Genomic DNA, 16,434 nt, shown 5'->3' on the forward strand with positions numbered 1-16,434 from the left:
TATTTTTGTTGTCCAAGAAACGGGAGGCAGTTCATTTCTCAGCGGGGGCTTTTTGTGAACAGAACGCTGCGGCTTTTGGTGCTGCAGCATGCTTCTCCCACCCACCCTCACGACTGACAGGTGGGAGAAATCTTGGGGTACGCCCCTAGCGAGCTGGACGCTAGGGTAGACGAGCTAGGGGCGTACCTGGGAGGCGCGCACACCGGTACGGATACCGGCAGCCTCCATGCGAGTGGACTCGTAGCTCACCGCGCGCAAGCCGGAAGAGGCGGCGATTGCCTGAGTCTTTTCTCGCGTATTTTCCTGACGCTGGGTGGGTAGAAAAACCCAGCGGCGCTGGACCGCGAAGCTGACCGGAATGAGGATCAGCTCGGTCAGGATCTTGGCAACCAGCAGGGATACTCCCAGGCCGGTCAGGGTTTCCATCAGAGCCGCATTGGCTGCGAGGATACCCACCGCCAGCACGGCGTACCGCACCAGCGAGGAGGATGCCGAGGGGCGTGCGCCTCCGTCGTGCATGAGCATTCGGTTGACGGTGAAGTTCGTCAGCGCCGAGATGATACGTGCACCGACTACGGCTGCCAGGAGCGGAGCACCCAAGCCCACCAGGATGAAGAGGGCGATAGCATCCACGAGGAAGCCGGTCAGGAAAGACGAGGCCAGGAAGGCGAGCAGCGGTGCGTAGATGAGCGCCGAGTCCTGCAGGGGCCTAAAGTGGCTGGTCGGGTTGCCCGGCTCGTAGACCTTCACGATGGGTACCTGTACCAGGTCCACGTCTGCGCGGGTTGCGCGCAGCAGCATGGAGAACTCGTACTCGTACTTATCGCCGGGAATCTGCAGCAGCCAGTCCAGGATCTGCGGGGTGAAGCCGCGCAGACCGGTCTGGGTGTCTGCCACGCGGGCGCCGGTCGCCAGGGCGAAGAAGCCTACGGTTGCGCTGTTACCAATTTTGGAGCGCAGCGGCACCTTCGTGCCTTCTTCACCGGCGTTCGGGTCGGGCTTGGTACGCACGCCGAGGATGATGCTCCTCTGCCCTGCCGCCGCGGCGGTTTCGGTGCGCACACCCACACGGAAGATATCCCGAGGTAGGTGCTGGCCGTCCGCGTCGGCGGTGACGATGACCTCGCCGGGGCGGTTTGCTTTCGCCCAGGCGATGCCGGTGCGCAGTGCCGCACCCTTGCCCCTGTTGGCGGGGTGGGTCTGCACGGTCACGCCGTCGATGCGCAGTTCGGTAAAGATGGGTGCGTAGGCGCTGCCGGATCCGTCGTCAATCACGAGGATTTCGACGGCAGGGTCCTGTGCGCGCAGGGCCCGGGCAAGGCGGACCAGTGATTGGTCCGGCTTATAGGCGGGTATCAGGATAATCACGATGCGCTCCCTGCAATGTAGAGGATGTCGCTGGTGCCGCGTTCCTTGGTGCCACCCTGCGGGCGGTTGACCAGCTTGTTGTTGAAGACCATGGCGGAGGAGCCACCACCGTCCAGGTTGTAGGCGCTCACGCAGCCGAGGTCCTTGAACATCTGGGCGAACTCGGGCATGGTCACGCCACGCGAGTAGTTGGTGGAGCGGCCGTCGACCACGATGAAGACCAGGTGGTTGGTGCCGAGCACGCCCACACCGGTTCGCGGCTGGTAGCCCTGGATGGAGTGGTTACCGAAGTTGGTGTCCACTTCGACGCTGTCGATGCCGTCGACGATTGCGGAGTCCTTGACCAGTGCGGGGCCGAAGGAGAGGGTGTTCCACACGCCCTCGTTGACGAGGGTCTGGGCGTTGGTTGCGGTTTCGTCGTAGAGCTTGACGGAGCCGTCGCGGTAGAAGGCGAGGCCTTCACGTGCACCGGAGTCACGGTAGACAACACCGTTTCGGATCACGATGCCGGTGGTACGGAAGCCGTAGTAGTCGCCGTTGATCGCCCAGATGCCGTTGTGTTCGGACGCCATGTTCGAGGGGGTGTCGATGATGTTCTGGCCGAACTTGTTGTTGGCGAAGGCGCTTCGCAGCAGGGTTGCGTTGTCGAGCTTGATGTCTGCTACGAAGGAGACGACCGCGTCCGAGCCGCTGCCGGTGGTGGTGGAGGTGATGGTAATCGAGCCTTCGTTAGCGGTGAGGCTCTGGCCGTTGACCTTCACGCCGGTCAGTTCGGTGGGATCTGCGGTGGCGGAGCCGGAGGCGCTTGCGTTTGCCTGGGCTGCTGCCGCCTCGTAGGCGGTGGTATCTTCGATTTCGGTGTGCTCTGCCAGGTAGCGGTTGTACGCCCAGCCTGCGCCGCCGCCAACTACTGCGAGTGCGCCGAGGCCGCCGCCGATGAAAATTCGACGGGTGAGCTTCTTCTTGGCTAGCTTCTGCTCTGCAGCGGTTTGTGCTGCGTTAGCTTGTTCCGCTGCGGTCTGGGTAGTCTGGTCAATGTTCTGAGTCATGTTCTGTTCGTTGTTCATGTCTCTAGAATGCCGGTCTATTCTCTGTGCCAGGCATGACTAAGCTGTGCAGAAGCTATGTATGCTTATTCATTTCAAGCTTTTTTATTACCAACTACGCTCTATTACCAGATGGCTCTATGCATATCTATGTATAAACATGTGCATTGGCTTTGTGCTCCACATAGTTAAGACCCCCGCCGGCAGCCCACCCTTGCGCTCACATCCGGGTGCATCCGCACAAACTGCGGGCACACAACAACTGCGGGCACAAAACAACTGGGGGCACGAAAAAACCGGCTGAGCACCCCGTGCGGGGCCTCAAGCCGGTTCATCATCTATGAAATACGCTCGGTCGATATGCACCGAATCATTCCGCGTATTCTTTATGCCTCATCCTCGTAGGACGCGTACTTTTCTGCGTATGCCGAGTAGTCGTCCTCGTCGTCATAGCGACGGCGGGACGAATCGGAGGACTTCGTTTTCTTCGCGCTGCTCAGCTCGCGCTCGAGTGCGCTGTAGTCGGTCTCGGGGCTGAAGTACTTCATCTCCCGAGCCTGCCTTGTTGCTTTAGCCTTCTGACGGCCGCGCCCCATGGCGTGACCCCCTCTTTCATCCTGTCCGAGGCGAACAGCACGTGCGGCGCATCGCTCTCGGATCGTTCAACAGTCTTTACTACACTATAGAGTACCCTGTTTCAGCCCTGAATGTCTCGCTGGACGGCACCTATTTTGCGTATCAAAGCACTTCTTCGCACCGGAACAACCGTTTTATTTTGCACCCGCGGCTTTTTACCCCAGACGCCATACCCCAGACACCACAGTGCCCCGCACCGGACGTATCGCTACAACCAATGCGGGGCGGGCGTCTCTCCTACCGGCTCACTCACAAGACCGGGGTCAGAGAGGGTACCGTGCCGGTCATGACATCCAGCACGGAGCTTGAGGGGCACTCCTACCGCTTAGCTTGCGGTGAAGGAGCCCAGCGAGGTGGCGTTAGAAGCCAGGGTGGTGCTGGAGGCATCCACGCTATCGGTGGTGGTGTACACGGTGTAGCTCTCGCCCTTGGTGATCTTGGAGCTGGAGACCAGGATCAGTGCGGTGCTGGAGTTAGTCACCTTGTAGTTTGCCACCACGTTACCGGAGGAGTCGGCAACCTGTACGGTGGTGCCGGCACTCAGGTTCGATACGTTGCTGATCTTCACGTAGCCGCTGGTGGAGTTGGTCGAGGGCGCCTCGAACATGTCACCGGAGTTACCCGCGGCCACGGTCGTACCGTTGAGCAGCAGGTCGCCGTTGGTGTCCAGGGAGGTGTTACCGCCGGTGAAGGGGCCGTTCACGACCAGGGTGCCGCCCGAGAGGGTTGCCGTACCGTTGGAGTCGATGCCGTCGCCGTTCGCGTTCACGGTGACGGTACCGCCGGTGATGTTGATGGTGGTTGCATCGACCACTTCGAAGGTGCCGTGGCCACCACCTGCGCCACCGCCAGCCGGGGGCTGACCCATAGTGCCCGAGGGAGCCTGACCGCCACCTGCAGGTGCCTGACCTGCGCTACCGCTGGGCGCCTGGGGTGCAGAGTTCTGGCCACCCTGCGCGCTCTGCTTAGTCGAGGTTGCAGTAGTCGACTCAGTGCTGGTCGAGCTAGTGCTGGTCGAGGTGGTGCTGTAGGAGGCGTTGATACCGTCATCGGAGCTGGTCACGTTCACGGTGCCGTCCAGGATGTTGATGTACTGCGCTTCAATACCCTCGTTCGCCTGGGTAATGTTCAGGGTACCGCCGGAGATTTCAAGCACGCGCTCAGCCTTGAAACCGTCATCACCTGCAGAGATGTTCACGGTACCGCCGCTCAGGCGCACCCAGCCGCGGTTGCCGTCGGTGTCGTTAGTTGCCTTGATGCCGTCCTTGGTTGCGGTCACGGTGATGGTGCCGTCCAGGATATCGACGTAGTCCTTACCCTTGATGCCGGTGTTTGCCGCGTTCACTTCCAGGGTGCCGGAGGCAATGACCAGGCCATCAGAGGTGTGGATACCCTCTTCGTACTTACCTTCAACCTTCAGGGTACCTTCGCCCGCCAGGGTCAGGTCGCTCTTGGAGTAGATGGCGGCGTCGGGGCTGCCGCTGGCGGTATCCGAGTAGGAGGAGCCGTCAGAGACGGTGTTGGTGGTGCCCGAGGCGGTGTAGATGACGACCTCATCCGCCTCAACCACGTTGATTGCCGCGCCGGTGGAGTTGGTGATGGTCGCGTTATCCAGAATCAGGCGGACCATATCGCTGTCGGCTGCCTCAACCTTGATCTGGCCCTCGTAGGTGCCACTCAGGCGGTAGTTACCCGCCTTGGTAATGGTGATGACGCCGTCGCTGACGGTCACGCCGTCGGTCGCGGTCGGGTTAGAAAGATCGATAGTAACTTCGCTGGAGGAATCCCAGGTCAGATCCTTCGCGGAGTAGTGGGTGTCCTCGGCAAGCTTCGCACCGCTCTTCACGTCGGTGGAGAAGGAGTCTGCCACCTTCGACGTGGTGCCCGAAGTGCTCGAAGCGGAGGTGCTGGTTGCGCTCGATGCGCTGGCATTCGATGCCGAGGTTGCCGCGCAGCCGGTCAATGCCAGGGCTGCCAGGAGGGTAATGGAGGTTGCGCTCTTAATCATATTGCTCTTTTTCACGGGTTTTCCTTTGTGTTTGGGTGACCACTCGCGTAGAGCCAGCGCCACGGGGGTAAGACGTATGTGAAATGTGAATATGTGTGAGAGCGGTTATTGCCTGTGTGGGGCGAATAAAGCCAATGTTGTGCTTGGTTCGGGGTTAGATTCGGGATTCAGCGGGTTAGGGAGGTGCGGGTAAGGTAGGTGCACTACCCTACCCGCGCATCCCAGGTTGCCGTTTTAGCCGGATTGCCGTTTAGGCGGCTGCGAAACGCTCGGTCAGCAGCTTCTGGTAGTCCTCTTCGGTCATGTCATCCACGTTGAGGCGGGTGCCGTTGACCGGTTCCAGGTGCATCCAGTTCTTGATGGTTTCTTCCCACTTGTTGCTTGCCAGCTGCGGGTTCAGCGCCGCCATACCGGTTGCAAACTTGGAAATCTTCGCGGGGGTGATGCCCGCATCCCAGAGGTGCTGGTCTGCCACGGAGGGCTCCACGCCGGACTTGGTTTCGATGATGACCGCATTCGGCAGGCCGTAGGTGGTGCCAACCAGGTTGCCGTGGAAGTTGCGGTAATTCACGCCCGCCATGAGGATGTTCTCGGACATGGGGGTCCAGGTCAGGTTGGTGTCCACCGTCATGCGGGAGGCGGCCGGGTTCTTCTCGCTCTGCGGCAGGAAGACCGTGGTACGGCGGTAGCCGGTGGTCAGAACCGCCTCCAGCTTGTGCACGGGGCCGGCGAGGATATCGCCGAGTGCTGCGGTGATGTACTCGTGACCTTCCGCGGTGAGCGTATCGCGGTTCTCGAAGGTGTACGGGATACGCTTCTTGACGGTCATATCCTGCTCACCGTCGGTCTTGACCTCCAGGAAGGTCAGTTCCGAGTCCAGGTAGCTACGGGTACGGATCTTGAAGGTGTCGTCGCGGCTGTAGGCTGCCGAGTGGTAGCTCTGCATCTGCGGGGTGTCGAAGTAGACCGAGTCGTAGGCGAAGTCGCGCTGGCCATCGATTTCCATGACGGAGGCGTCTGCGTCGAGCGTGGAGAGTACCTTGGCGGCGGTTTCTGCGTCGACAATGTACTTGCGGTCCACGCGGGTCTGCATGGCTGCCTTTTCGTTCATGGCTTCGAGGCTGATGCTCTTCCACTCTGTGGGAATGATGTTTGCGGCTGCGTTAGTCATGGGTCTTCGTCCTTCTGGGGTGCCGCCCCTGCGTGCTGTGCGCTGGGGGGCGGCGTGTCGTGGGTATCGGAGAGTTTGTGCAGTTGGAGTGAATCGGAGGCTTTTATACCGGCTGGTCTTACTTGCCCACCAGGGTGCGCTGGAGCGGAACCATCCGGGTGTCCAGGGTGGTGTGCGCCTCGGCTGTGGGAACCTGAGGTGCTGCCGAGTAAGCCGCAGGAGCCTGCGATGCTACCGTCTGAGCGGCTACAGGCTGAGCCGCCTCCCCTGCCGCGGGGGTGCCGCCCTCGGTGGTTTCCTTGGGCTGGTAGGTGACGGTGGCGCGGGCCAGGTCGTTCACCATGTCCAGCTCGGTAATCTTTGCCGAGGTGACCGTGTAACCCAGGCGAGCGCTCAGGTATGCCTTGAGCTCTTCCTCGTCGCTGATCGCACGATCGGCGGTAACGGTCTGAGTCTTTTCAGCAGAGACCGGGGTGCTGCGCGAGTCGAGAATCGCGATGAGGCCGACCAGGGTAGCCATGAGGCCGAAGGCGATGTACGCCGGGCTAATGTTCACACCTGCAATCATGCCGACCGAGAGGGCTACGAAGTAGTAACCCACCTCGCGCTGACTCAGGGCGGTGGAACGCAATCGGATAATCGACAGGACACCGAAGAGGCCCATACCCATAGCGGATGCGTTCGATCCGGCGGATACCAGCGCCACCGAGACGGTGAAGATACCGGCGTTGATGACCGCATAGGAAATCATCAGTTCGCGGTTGCGATGCCGCACCATGTAGAGGGTGCAGAGAGCTGCGATGGCTATGGCATCGGCAATCGCCATGGTCAGAATAGTCATTGGGTGCTCCAGATATCGTGTCGTGATGTTCGCTTAGCTCTAGCTGCCTGTTCTTCAGCTTCGGGCTGTGCGTTCTTTGTAGTATCTAGATTCCCGTGCAAGCCTGTGTTTACCCTGTGCTGCCCTTAACTTAGAGATAAGTGTTAGAAGTCTCTAGTAAATCTGCTGGTCAAATGCACTAGAGGCTATTATTTTTTTCCTCTCTCCACTACGTTTTCTATATCTTCTGCGGTATCAAAAGGCATAAAAAATGGGCTCCCTCCGATATGGAGGGAGCCCATAAAAGCAGCTAAAAACTTAGCGACTAGGCGTTATTATGCCTTCTTGCGCATGCGGGTTGCCACGATGGTCGCGCCACCAGCGCCCAGAGCAATCAGACCCAGACCAGCAGCGGTCATCGCACCGGATGCACCGGTCTTAGCCAGGGAAGAAGAGCTCTTGGAGGATGCGTTCGAGGAACCGGAGTCCAGGTTGTCGTTCGAGCCGGAGCTCAGCGAAACGCTGTCAGACTTGTTGGAGTTCTCGTAGTTCGGCTGCTCTTCGCAACCTTCATCGTCACCGTCAGCGTCGAACTTATCGCGGAAGTCCGGGTCACCCCTGTGAATAGAGGTACCACGGTCTGCCCACACGTCAGCACAGTTCTGGTACTTGTAGGTCTTCTCGTCCTTTGCGGAGGAGTCGGAAGCCTGGTCAGACTTCTGGTCTTCAGACTTCTGCTCTTCGGCAGGCTTCTGGTCCTCAGCGGGCTTGGTTTCCTTAGCATCCTCAACTGCGGGTGCGGAGGTCTCTTCAGCAGGCTTGGGAGCCTCGGTGGTCGGCTCAGCAGTTGCTTCCTTGGAGGGCTCGGGAGTGGGATCCTGGGTGGGTTCCGGAGTCGGGTCCTGAGAAGGAGCGGGGGTCGGGTCCTCCGAAGGAGCCGGTGCGGGCTGCTCTGCAACCTTAATGGTCACGGTAGCTGCCTTACCGCCGCGGGGAACGTCGCCGTCCTTCAGGGAGCCGGACAGCAGGTAAATGTCAACGGAAACGCTGCCGTGCAGCTCTTCCTGCCAGGGGATGGTAACGGAGAAGTTGCCAGCCGCGTCAGCGTGGATTTCCAGGTAGTCCTGGCCATTAATCTTGACAGCACCCTTGTTCAGCTTCAGTGCCAGGACGGAACCGGAGGTGCCGTCAGCGGTCTTGAAGCCCTCGCCGCCAATGTTCAGACCCTGACCCTCAACCCATACGTCGGGGGCGATGAACTGTGCAGAGTCTGCGTAGGTGTGGACAACCTGAGGCGCACCTTCAACAGCGAAGGTCGCGGGGACGGAAGTAGCAACGAGGCCACAGCCGATGAGGGCGGTGGCACCAATGCGTGCGATGTTGTTTCGAATATTCATGCCACCCATTCTAACGAGCGAAGCTTGGGATACCGGCTCCCAAGACGCTAATTTGCCATGACCTGACTCACAAAACATATTTTTCTTGAAGGTTTCTTGAAGGCATGGTTGAACCATAGAGACCTTTTGCACCGCCGTGCACACCCAAACTCTCAACCCCACGTTGAAGAAACTAACAAGTACATACCCCATCCCATCAGCACAACCCAACAGCAAAAACCACCCCGTTAAACGCGAAAATCCCCTCCGCCCGAACACTCAAAAGCATTCAGGGGAAGGGACCCTCACTCGCCACCACACGGGGTAGCGGCAATAGTTTTAGGAGTTCTTGCGGTTGCGCACAGCAGACACGCCAGCAACACCCAGGCCCAGAGCTACCAGACCCATACCGGCAATGGTGAAGGCGTTAGAAGCACCGGTGTTAGCCAGGGAAGAGCGCTGAGCACGGCTCGAAGTGTAGCTGCTCGAAGAGGAGGAGTCGCCGCCCAGGTTGTCCAGGCCGCCCGAGTTACGGGAAGAAGAACCCGAGGAGCTGTTGGAGGAGGAACCGTCGGTCACCTCGCTGTTAATGACCTCGCAGCCCCAATCATTCTTGTCATTATCGAACTTCTTACGGAAGTCCGGGTGGCTTTCGTGAATGGGCGCCAGGCCAGCAGCCGCAACCTCTGCGCAGTTCGCGAAGCGGGTGCTCTCAGCCGAAGCGGTCACCTGCTCGGTAGCGGAGGTGGAATCACCCAGCTGATCCTTCGCTTCGTTCGCTACAGGTGCGTTCTGCTCAGTAGTGGCCGAAGCGGAAGCCGATGCGGAAGCAGAAGCCGAAGCAGAGGGGGTTGCAACCACAGAAGCGGAAGCCGACGCGGTAGCCGAGGGGCTCACCGAAGCGGTAGCGGACGCCTTCTCATCGGCGCGGTCCTTGATCTCTGCGTCCACGGAGGCAACAACCTCATCAGCGGCAGTAGCCGATGCCGAGGGGGTAACAGAGGGAGCTACAGATGCGGAGGGGGTAGCCACCACGGAAGCGGTTGCCGAAGCGCTCGCAGATGCGGTAGCGGAGGGGGTTGCTTCCTGAACGGAACGAGCCTCAATCTTCACGGTGGCTGCCTTGCCGCCGCGAGCGGTGTCGTTGTCCTTCAGGGAACCGGAGAGCAGGTAGACGTCCACGGAGATGCGATCGTCCAGGTCGCTCTGCCAGGGAATGGAAACGGAGAAGTTGCCCTTCTCGTCAGCCTGAACTTCCAGGTAGTCCTTGCCGTCAATCTTGACGGAGCCCTTGTTCAGCTTAATGGCGATAACGGAACCGGAGGTGCCGTCCTGAGTCAGGAAGCCCTCACCGGTAATCTTCAGGGTTTCGCCCTTGTACCAGACCTCAGAAATGTGGGAAGCAGCCTTGTCAGAGTAGACGTGGGTGACGGACTCTTCACTGTTCTGAGCGAAAGTTGCGGGGATTGCGGTGACCGCCAGACCGCAACCGATCAGGGCGGTGGCACCGAAGCGAGTGATAGTGTGTCGAATGTCCATCCCATCATTTTATCCCCGCACGATGGGTGTATCCGCCTGTCCAGGGGCTATTTGCAATGACTTGCAACACAAAATAGCACTTTCGTGCACTTAACTTTGGGTCAGTGCACGCGCGGCAAAATTCGCCAGAGAAACAGCATTCACTGCAGAAACAGCGCCGTCTAGACCTCTGCAACATTCCCGGCAACGCTCCCTGCAACCTTAAACGTCAACGGCGTCGAGCATGAGTTCCAGTGCCTCACCCACGCCGCTGCGCCACAGGTAGGTTGCTTTCGCATCCGCACGACCCGGACCGCCATTGATGACGGCGACCGGCTTGCCGGCGCGCAGAGCCTCCAGCACAATCTTGTAGCTGCTCATAACCGCCACCGAAGAGCCGACCACCAGCAGCGCCGAGCACTCGGCGAGCATGGCGTCCTTGCGCGCCTTACGCTCGGCGGGCACGGATTCGCCAAAGTACACCACGTCCGGCTTGAGGCGGGTCGAACCGCAATTCAAGCAGGGCACCATCTGAAAGTCGCGGATGTAGCGGTCGTCCAGTTCCACGTCACCGTCGGGGTTCACGCGCAGGTCACGGCCTTCCAAGCGGTCCAGGTAGCCGGGGTTCGCGGCATCCAGGCGCGCATCCAAGCTCTCGCGGCCCTCATCTCGCCCGCAGTCCAGGCAGACGATGCGCGATAGGTCGCCATGCAGGGCCAGCAGATTAGAACTCCCGGCGCGGGCGTGCAGGCCGTCCACGTTCTGCGTGATGACGCCACTGATAGCACCCAACTGCTCCAGCTCAGCGAGCGCATAGTGGGCGCGGTTCGGTTCGGCGCGGCGCATGCGGCGCCAACCTACGTAGGAGCGCGCCCAGTAGCGTTGGCGGGCGGCGTCATCGTAGCGGAATTCCTGGTATGTCATGGGTCGGTGATCGTGCAGGGATCCGCCGGGGCCACGATAGTCGGGGATGCCGGATTCGGTGCTCACGCCGGCACCGGTGAGCACGAGAACCTTACCCGCCTTGAGCAGGCGCGCGATACCTTCGGCAGCGTACTCCTCATCGTGCGGGGTGGCGTTCTCGGAGACAACTCGCTGAATGGAGCGGATCGCGGCACGGTGCACGGAGGCGATTTCTTCGCGCTGTTCACCGGCTGCGGCGAAGTTCTGTTGGTCAGTCCAGCGGTCCATTCTTCTCCTATGCTCTGTGCTCAATACTTTAATGTGCTCAATACGTTAAACGGCTGTGGGGCACCCTCCATTTCGAGGGTACCCCACAGCCTATTTCTTATGGTTTCGAACTGGCAAACTCAGCCACAGGCTAAGCCCGCCGAGCCAATCGGCTCCGTCCAGCCAGCCGGTTGAGTTTTAGTCCTCAGCCTTCTGCTCACGCTCGGAGGTCACCGACAGGCCGTCGCTGGCAACGTCCGGGTTCACGTCCACGGTCACGGTGTCGCCGTCGTGGATTGCACCGGAGAGGATGCCTCGAGCCAGGCGGTCGCCAATCTCGCGCTGTACCAGGCGGCGCAGCGGGCGGGCACCGAATGCCGGGTCGTAGCCGGTCTTACCCAGCCACTCCAGAGCGGCGGGGGTGACGTTCAGGGTGAGGCGGCGGTCCTCCAGACGCTTAGCCATGCTCTTGATCTGCAGGCCCACAATCTGGCCCAGGTTCTCAGCCGACAGGGGCTGGAACATGATGATGTCGTCCAGTCGGTTGAGGAACTCGGGGCGGAATGCCTGGTGCACAACCTCCAGCGCCTTCTCGGAGCGCTCGTCGAAGGGCAGGTCCTGGTTGACCAGGTACTGCGAACCGAGGTTCGAGGTCAGGATCAGGATGACGTTGCGGAAGTCCACGGTGCGGCCCTGGCCGTCGGTCAGGCGGCCGTCATCGAGTACCTGCAGCAGGATGTCGAAGACCTCGGGGTGTGCCTTCTCGACCTCGTCGAGCAGGACCACCGAGTAGGGGCGACGGCGTACAGCCTCGGTCAGCTGACCGCCCTCTTCGTGGCCGACGTATCCGGGAGGGGCACCGACCAGGCGGGACACGGTGTGCTTCTCGGAGTACTCGCTCATGTCGATACGCACCAGGGCACGCTCGTCATCGAACTGGAACTCAGCCAGTGCCTTAGCCAGCTCGGTCTTACCAACACCGGTCGGGCCCAGGAACAGGAAGGAACCAATCGGGCGGTTCGGGTCGGAAATACCGGCGCGGGCGCGGCGCACAGCGTCAGAGACAGCGACCACTGCGGCTTCCTGGCCGATAAGGCGGGCACCGATGCGCTTCTCCATTTCGAGCAGCTTCTCGGACTCGCCCTGCATCATGCGACCTGCGGGAATGCCGGTCCAGGAGGAGATCACCTCGGCAATATCGTCCGCGGTAACCTCTTCGGAGACCATGGACTCGCTCTTGGCGGTGTCCTCGGCGCGCTGTGCTTCTTCCAGCTCAGCCTGCTTCGCGGGAATTTCACCGTAGAGCAGGCGAGATGCCTCGGCGAGGTTACCCTCGCGCTGTGCAACCTCTGCGCGGGAGCGCAGCTCGTCAATCTCAGTCTTGAGGTCACCCACGCGGTTCAGGTTCGCCTTCTCGGCTTCCCAACGGGCGTTGAGGGAGTCGAGCTGTTCCTTCTTGTCAGCCATGTCCTTGCGCAACGCTTCCAGACGCTCCACGGATGCGGGGTCGGTTTCGCCGGCAAGTGCCAGTTCCTCCATGGTGAGGCGGTCCACGGCGCGGCGCAGCTGGTCGATTTCCTCCGGTGCGGAGTCAATTTCCATGCGCAGGCGGGATGCTGCCTCATCAATCAGGTCAATTGCCTTGTCCGGCAGCTGACGGGAGGGAATGTAGCGGTTAGACAGGGTTGCTGCGGCAACCAGCGCGGAGTCAGCAATCTGCACCTTGTGGTGTGCCTCGTAGCGTTCCTTCAGACCGCGCAGAATACCGATGGTGTCATCTACGCTGGGCTCGCCCACGTACACCTGCTGGAAGCGGCGCTCCAGGGCGGGGTCCTTCTCGATGTTCTCGCGGTACTCGTCGAGGGTGGTGGCACCGATCAGGCGCAACTCGCCTCGGGCGAGCATGGGCTTGAGCATGTTGCCTGCGTCCATGGAGCCTTCGGATGCGCCAGCACCGACAACGGTGTGAATCTCGTCGATGAAGGTCACAATCTGGCCCTCGGACTTCTTGATTTCTTCGAGGACTGCCTTCAGGCGCTCCTCGAATTCACCGCGGTACTTTGCGCCTGCAACCATGGAGCCCAGGTCCAGGCTGATGAGGGTCTTGCCGCGCAGGGATTCGGGCACGTCGCCGGAAACCATGCGCTGTGCCAGGCCTTCCACGACGGCGGTCTTACCGACGCCGGGCTCACCAATCAGAACGGGGTTGTTCTTGGTTCGGCGGGAGAGCACCTGCACGACGCGGCGAATCTCAGAGTCGCGGCCGATGACCGGGTCAAGCTTGCCTGCGCGGGCAATGGCGGTCAGGTCGGTGCCGTACTTTTCGAGAGCCTGGAAGGTGCCCTCGGGGTCGGGGGTGTCCACGGTGCGGTCTCCTCGGACGTTGGGGATGGTCTGTGCGATGAGCTCTGCGGTAGCGCCGAGCTTGTGCATTGCTTCAGCGGTGCTATCGGTTCCGCTGGCAATGCCCAGCAGAATCATTTCGGTAGAAACGTAGGTATCTCCGAATCCCTGGGCGCGGGTCTGTGCCGCCTGCAGAGCGGAGAGCGCGGCACGGCTGAGGGAGGCGTTCTGCACGGAGGCACCGGATGCCTTCGGCAGCTTCTTGATTTCAGCGGATGCCGCCTCGGAGATAGCGTCCACATCCAGGCCTGCAGCCTTGAGGACTGCTACGGCGACGCCTTCGCGCTGGTCCATGAGGGCCTTGAGGATGTGTGCGGTTTCAATAGTGGGGTTGCCGGCGGTTTGAGCATTAGTATTTGCCGCCGAGATGACTTCTTGACTCTTGGTCGTGAACTTAATATCCATGATGTCCTTTCGTATCGTGCATTCAGGGGCCTATCCTACGTCCCCTCGCATTACATAACTTGAGTCTACTCCACTCAACTATGTTTCGCAAGGGGTTTTCAAAAAATTTTCTCCACTTTTTTCGTTTTTCACCCCGCACTGCTCTGAGCCCTAGCCAAAACCCCGCTTGAAAGAGCCTCAACCAAAAGCCCCCAGTCGAAACCACATTGCTATACTGACCGGACTGGGCGCTTGCGGGCTCCCACAACAATCACAGTCACGAATGGGGACCCACATGAAAATACTGGTTCTAGGTGCAACCGGCCGCACCGGCTACCTCTTCACCCGCAAAGCCCTAGAGGAGGGGCACACCGTCACCGCCTACGTGCGCAACCCCGATAGGGCACAAGCGCTTTTGGGGGCGCACCAAAATCTCACTATCATTCCGGGGACCCTGAACGATGCCGAACAGCTCGCCGCAGCATCCTCCGGGCAGGACGTCATGGTGAGCGTCCTGGGGCAGAAAGCCACGGTGCGAGAGTTTCTCTCCTCCACGTTCATGCAGGAGCGTCTGCCCCTCATCATGGAGGCGGTCACGGGCGCAGGCGTAAAGCATTGCGTTCTGATGAGTGCCTACGGTGTCGGCAATACGGTACGGACCGCGTCCCTCCCCATGCGCCTGGTGTGCAAGGTCATCATGCGCGGCATTTTCACCGACAAGGTTAAGGCGGACGCCCTGGTTGCCGAATATCAGCCATATATTTCGCGTGCTCATCCGGGCAGGCTGACCGATAAGCCCGGTAAGGGCGGGGTGAAGGTATTTGACATGGCGAGCGTCGAGCGAACTCCGGGCATCCCCACGATTGCCCGTGAAGACGTTGCCGATGCACTGCTCACTATCGCCAAGAACCCTCAGAATGCGGGCACAGATTTTTTGGTGACGATTGGGGACGTTGCCCTACACTCGCCCCAGAAATAAACCGGTAGGCTTAATGACATGACGACTACGAACACCTTCCCCGCCGCCATTCTCTTCGACCACGACGGAACCCTCGTCGATACTGAACCCGTATGGGCTGCCGCAAAGGTTGCTCTCACCGCAGAATTTGGCGGCACCTGGACCGAGCAGGACACCCTCGATTGCCTGGGCCTGTCGATGCAGTTCACCCTGGATCGTCTGCGCGAGCGCGGCGTGAACCTGCCGGACGAGGAGATTAACGATCGACTGGTGGCGAAGGTGCGCGAGGCCCTGGCGCAGCAGCCGGTCGAGTTCCTTCCTGGCATTGAGCGTTTCCTCTCGGAGGTTCACGATGCACAGATTCCGGCCGCCATCGTCACAAACGCAACCACCTCCGTGGCTCGCCGCACCGCAAACGCGGCACCCGAGGGCACGTTCTCGGTGGTTATTGGCAACGATGAGACCACCAACCCCAAGCCGGACCCGCAGCCCTATCTTTTGGCGGCGGAGCGTCTTGGTGTTGATCCGACTCAGTGCGTGGCTCTTGAGGACTCCCCGTCGGGCGTGCGCAGTGCGACCGCGGCGGGTATGCGTGTCATTGTTGTGCCGGGCGAGCTGGAGGTTCCGGCGGAGCTGGGCACCGCGCGCCTCAAGCATGAGGAGCTGACTCTGGAGGCGGTTCGCGCGCTGGCGTAACCGCCCGATTCGCACGCGGGAAGCCCTACAGAAAGGCCGGAAGCTCTGTAGAAAACTGAATACGCTTCACCATAAAGGGTGGGATGCGCGATATGAGATACCGCGTGTCCCACCCTTTGTGCGTGCTTGGGCGGTGAGCCACGCGGGCATTTGGGGCTGACACGTTTAAGCAGCGCCTTTTGAACAGGGGCTTTTAAGTGCGGCGCGACACATAGATGACAATTTATTACGAATTACTCAAAATAACCTTGACAATGGTTCCTTAAAATGATTTACTCATAATAACGATTCGGCGGGGCGACAAATCCCACCGAACCACAAGCATCACAGCATCATGAAGGAGACCATCATGGCATTCGCAAACTACACCGCACCCGGCCTGACCCTCGAAGAAGGCAAGGGCATTTCCGAGGTTCTCCAGGCACGTCTGCACGACCTGAACGACCTGCACCTGCTGCTGAAGCACGCTCACTGGAACGTGACCGGCCCCGGCTTCATCGCCGTTCACGAAATGATTGACCCCCAGGTCGACACCGTCCGCGAGTTCGTCGACGCCATCGCAGAGCGTATGGCAACCCTGGGCGCAACCCCCAATGGCCTGGCTGGCGCACTGGTCGCACAGCGCACCGTCGAGGACTACCCCGTCGGCCGCGCACGCGTTGCTGACCACCTGCACGCTCTGAACGACGTGTACACCCGTGTGATCAAGGATCACCGCAAGGCTATTGCTTTTGCCGGTGAGTCCGACCCCGTCACTGAGGACCTGCTGATTGGTCAGACCGCTGAGCTGGAGAAGTTCCAGTGGTTCATCCGCGCGTTCCTGGAAAACGGCGAAGGCAACATCTAAGCCATCGTTCTAAAGACACGAATTTTTAGAATC

The 16,434-nt window shown here is 60.4% G+C and carries 13 protein-coding genes; 3 read left to right on the plus strand and 10 right to left on the minus strand.

Annotated elements, in window-relative coordinates; all coding sequences use genetic code 11:
- Window positions 1-174 precede the first annotated feature (174 nt).
- The 10 genes from HMPREF2919_RS01020 to clpB form a co-directional block, all read right to left on the minus strand.
- Complete coding sequence (locus HMPREF2919_RS01020) at window positions 175-1,368, minus strand: bifunctional glycosyltransferase family 2/GtrA family protein (RefSeq protein ID WP_070665833.1); 1,194 nt, start codon at window positions 1,366-1,368, stop codon at window positions 175-177.
- On the minus strand, window positions 1,365-2,435 hold the full coding sequence (locus tag HMPREF2919_RS01025) for a phosphodiester glycosidase family protein (RefSeq protein WP_070665836.1): 1,071 nt from the start codon (window positions 2,433-2,435) through the stop codon (window positions 1,365-1,367). The genes HMPREF2919_RS01020 and HMPREF2919_RS01025 overlap by 4 nt, the downstream gene beginning before the upstream one ends.
- A 365-nt stretch (window positions 2,436-2,800) precedes the next feature.
- Complete coding sequence (locus tag HMPREF2919_RS01030) at window positions 2,801-3,010, minus strand: DUF3073 domain-containing protein (RefSeq protein WP_005504588.1); 210 nt, start codon at window positions 3,008-3,010, stop codon at window positions 2,801-2,803.
- A gap of 365 nt (window positions 3,011-3,375) precedes the next feature.
- On the minus strand, window positions 3,376-5,073 hold the full coding sequence (locus HMPREF2919_RS01035) for a carbohydrate-binding domain-containing protein (protein ID WP_070593131.1): 1,698 nt from the start codon (window positions 5,071-5,073) through the stop codon (window positions 3,376-3,378).
- Between the two features lie 235 nt (window positions 5,074-5,308).
- Window positions 5,309-6,229, minus strand: coding sequence for a polyphosphate polymerase domain-containing protein (locus tag HMPREF2919_RS01040; protein WP_070593133.1), 921 nt, complete (start codon window positions 6,227-6,229; stop codon window positions 5,309-5,311).
- A 118-nt stretch (window positions 6,230-6,347) separates the two neighbouring features.
- Complete coding sequence (locus HMPREF2919_RS01045) at window positions 6,348-7,070, minus strand: DUF4956 domain-containing protein (protein ID WP_070593135.1); 723 nt, start codon at window positions 7,068-7,070, stop codon at window positions 6,348-6,350.
- A gap of 314 nt (window positions 7,071-7,384) precedes the next feature.
- Window positions 7,385-8,446, minus strand: a complete 1,062-nt coding sequence (locus HMPREF2919_RS01050; RefSeq protein ID WP_049348923.1) for an excalibur calcium-binding domain-containing protein — start codon at window positions 8,444-8,446, stop codon at window positions 7,385-7,387.
- A gap of 318 nt (window positions 8,447-8,764) precedes the next feature.
- Entirely contained in the window at window positions 8,765-9,964 is a 1,200-nt protein-coding gene (locus tag HMPREF2919_RS01055; protein ID WP_049348924.1) for an excalibur calcium-binding domain-containing protein, read from the minus strand.
- Window positions 9,965-10,165: 201 nt separating this feature from the next.
- Window positions 10,166-11,134: a Sir2 family NAD-dependent protein deacetylase gene (locus HMPREF2919_RS01060; protein ID WP_049348925.1), complete on the minus strand. Its 969-nt coding sequence runs from the start codon at window positions 11,132-11,134 to the stop codon at window positions 10,166-10,168.
- 177 nt (window positions 11,135-11,311) lie between these two features.
- Entirely contained in the window at window positions 11,312-13,921 is a 2,610-nt protein-coding gene (clpB, locus tag HMPREF2919_RS01065) for an ATP-dependent chaperone ClpB (RefSeq protein ID WP_070665839.1), read from the minus strand.
- A 274-nt stretch (window positions 13,922-14,195) separates the two neighbouring features.
- Between clpB and HMPREF2919_RS01070 the strand changes: the two genes are divergently transcribed.
- From HMPREF2919_RS01070 to dps, 3 genes are all read left to right on the plus strand, one after another.
- Entirely contained in the window at window positions 14,196-14,879 is a 684-nt protein-coding gene (locus HMPREF2919_RS01070) for an NAD(P)-dependent oxidoreductase (RefSeq protein ID WP_049346086.1), read from the plus strand.
- Window positions 14,880-14,897: 18 nt separating this feature from the next.
- Complete coding sequence (locus HMPREF2919_RS01075; protein ID WP_049340938.1) at window positions 14,898-15,554, plus strand: HAD family hydrolase; 657 nt, start codon at window positions 14,898-14,900, stop codon at window positions 15,552-15,554.
- Window positions 15,555-15,903: 349 nt separating this feature from the next.
- Complete coding sequence (dps, locus tag HMPREF2919_RS01080; RefSeq protein ID WP_005508202.1) at window positions 15,904-16,401, plus strand: DNA starvation/stationary phase protection protein Dps; 498 nt, start codon at window positions 15,904-15,906, stop codon at window positions 16,399-16,401.
- Window positions 16,402-16,434 lie beyond the last annotated feature (33 nt).

This window comes from Rothia sp. HMSC068E02 (assembly GCF_001813565.1).
In the GTDB taxonomy this organism is placed as follows: Bacteria; Actinomycetota; Actinomycetes; order Actinomycetales; family Micrococcaceae; genus Rothia.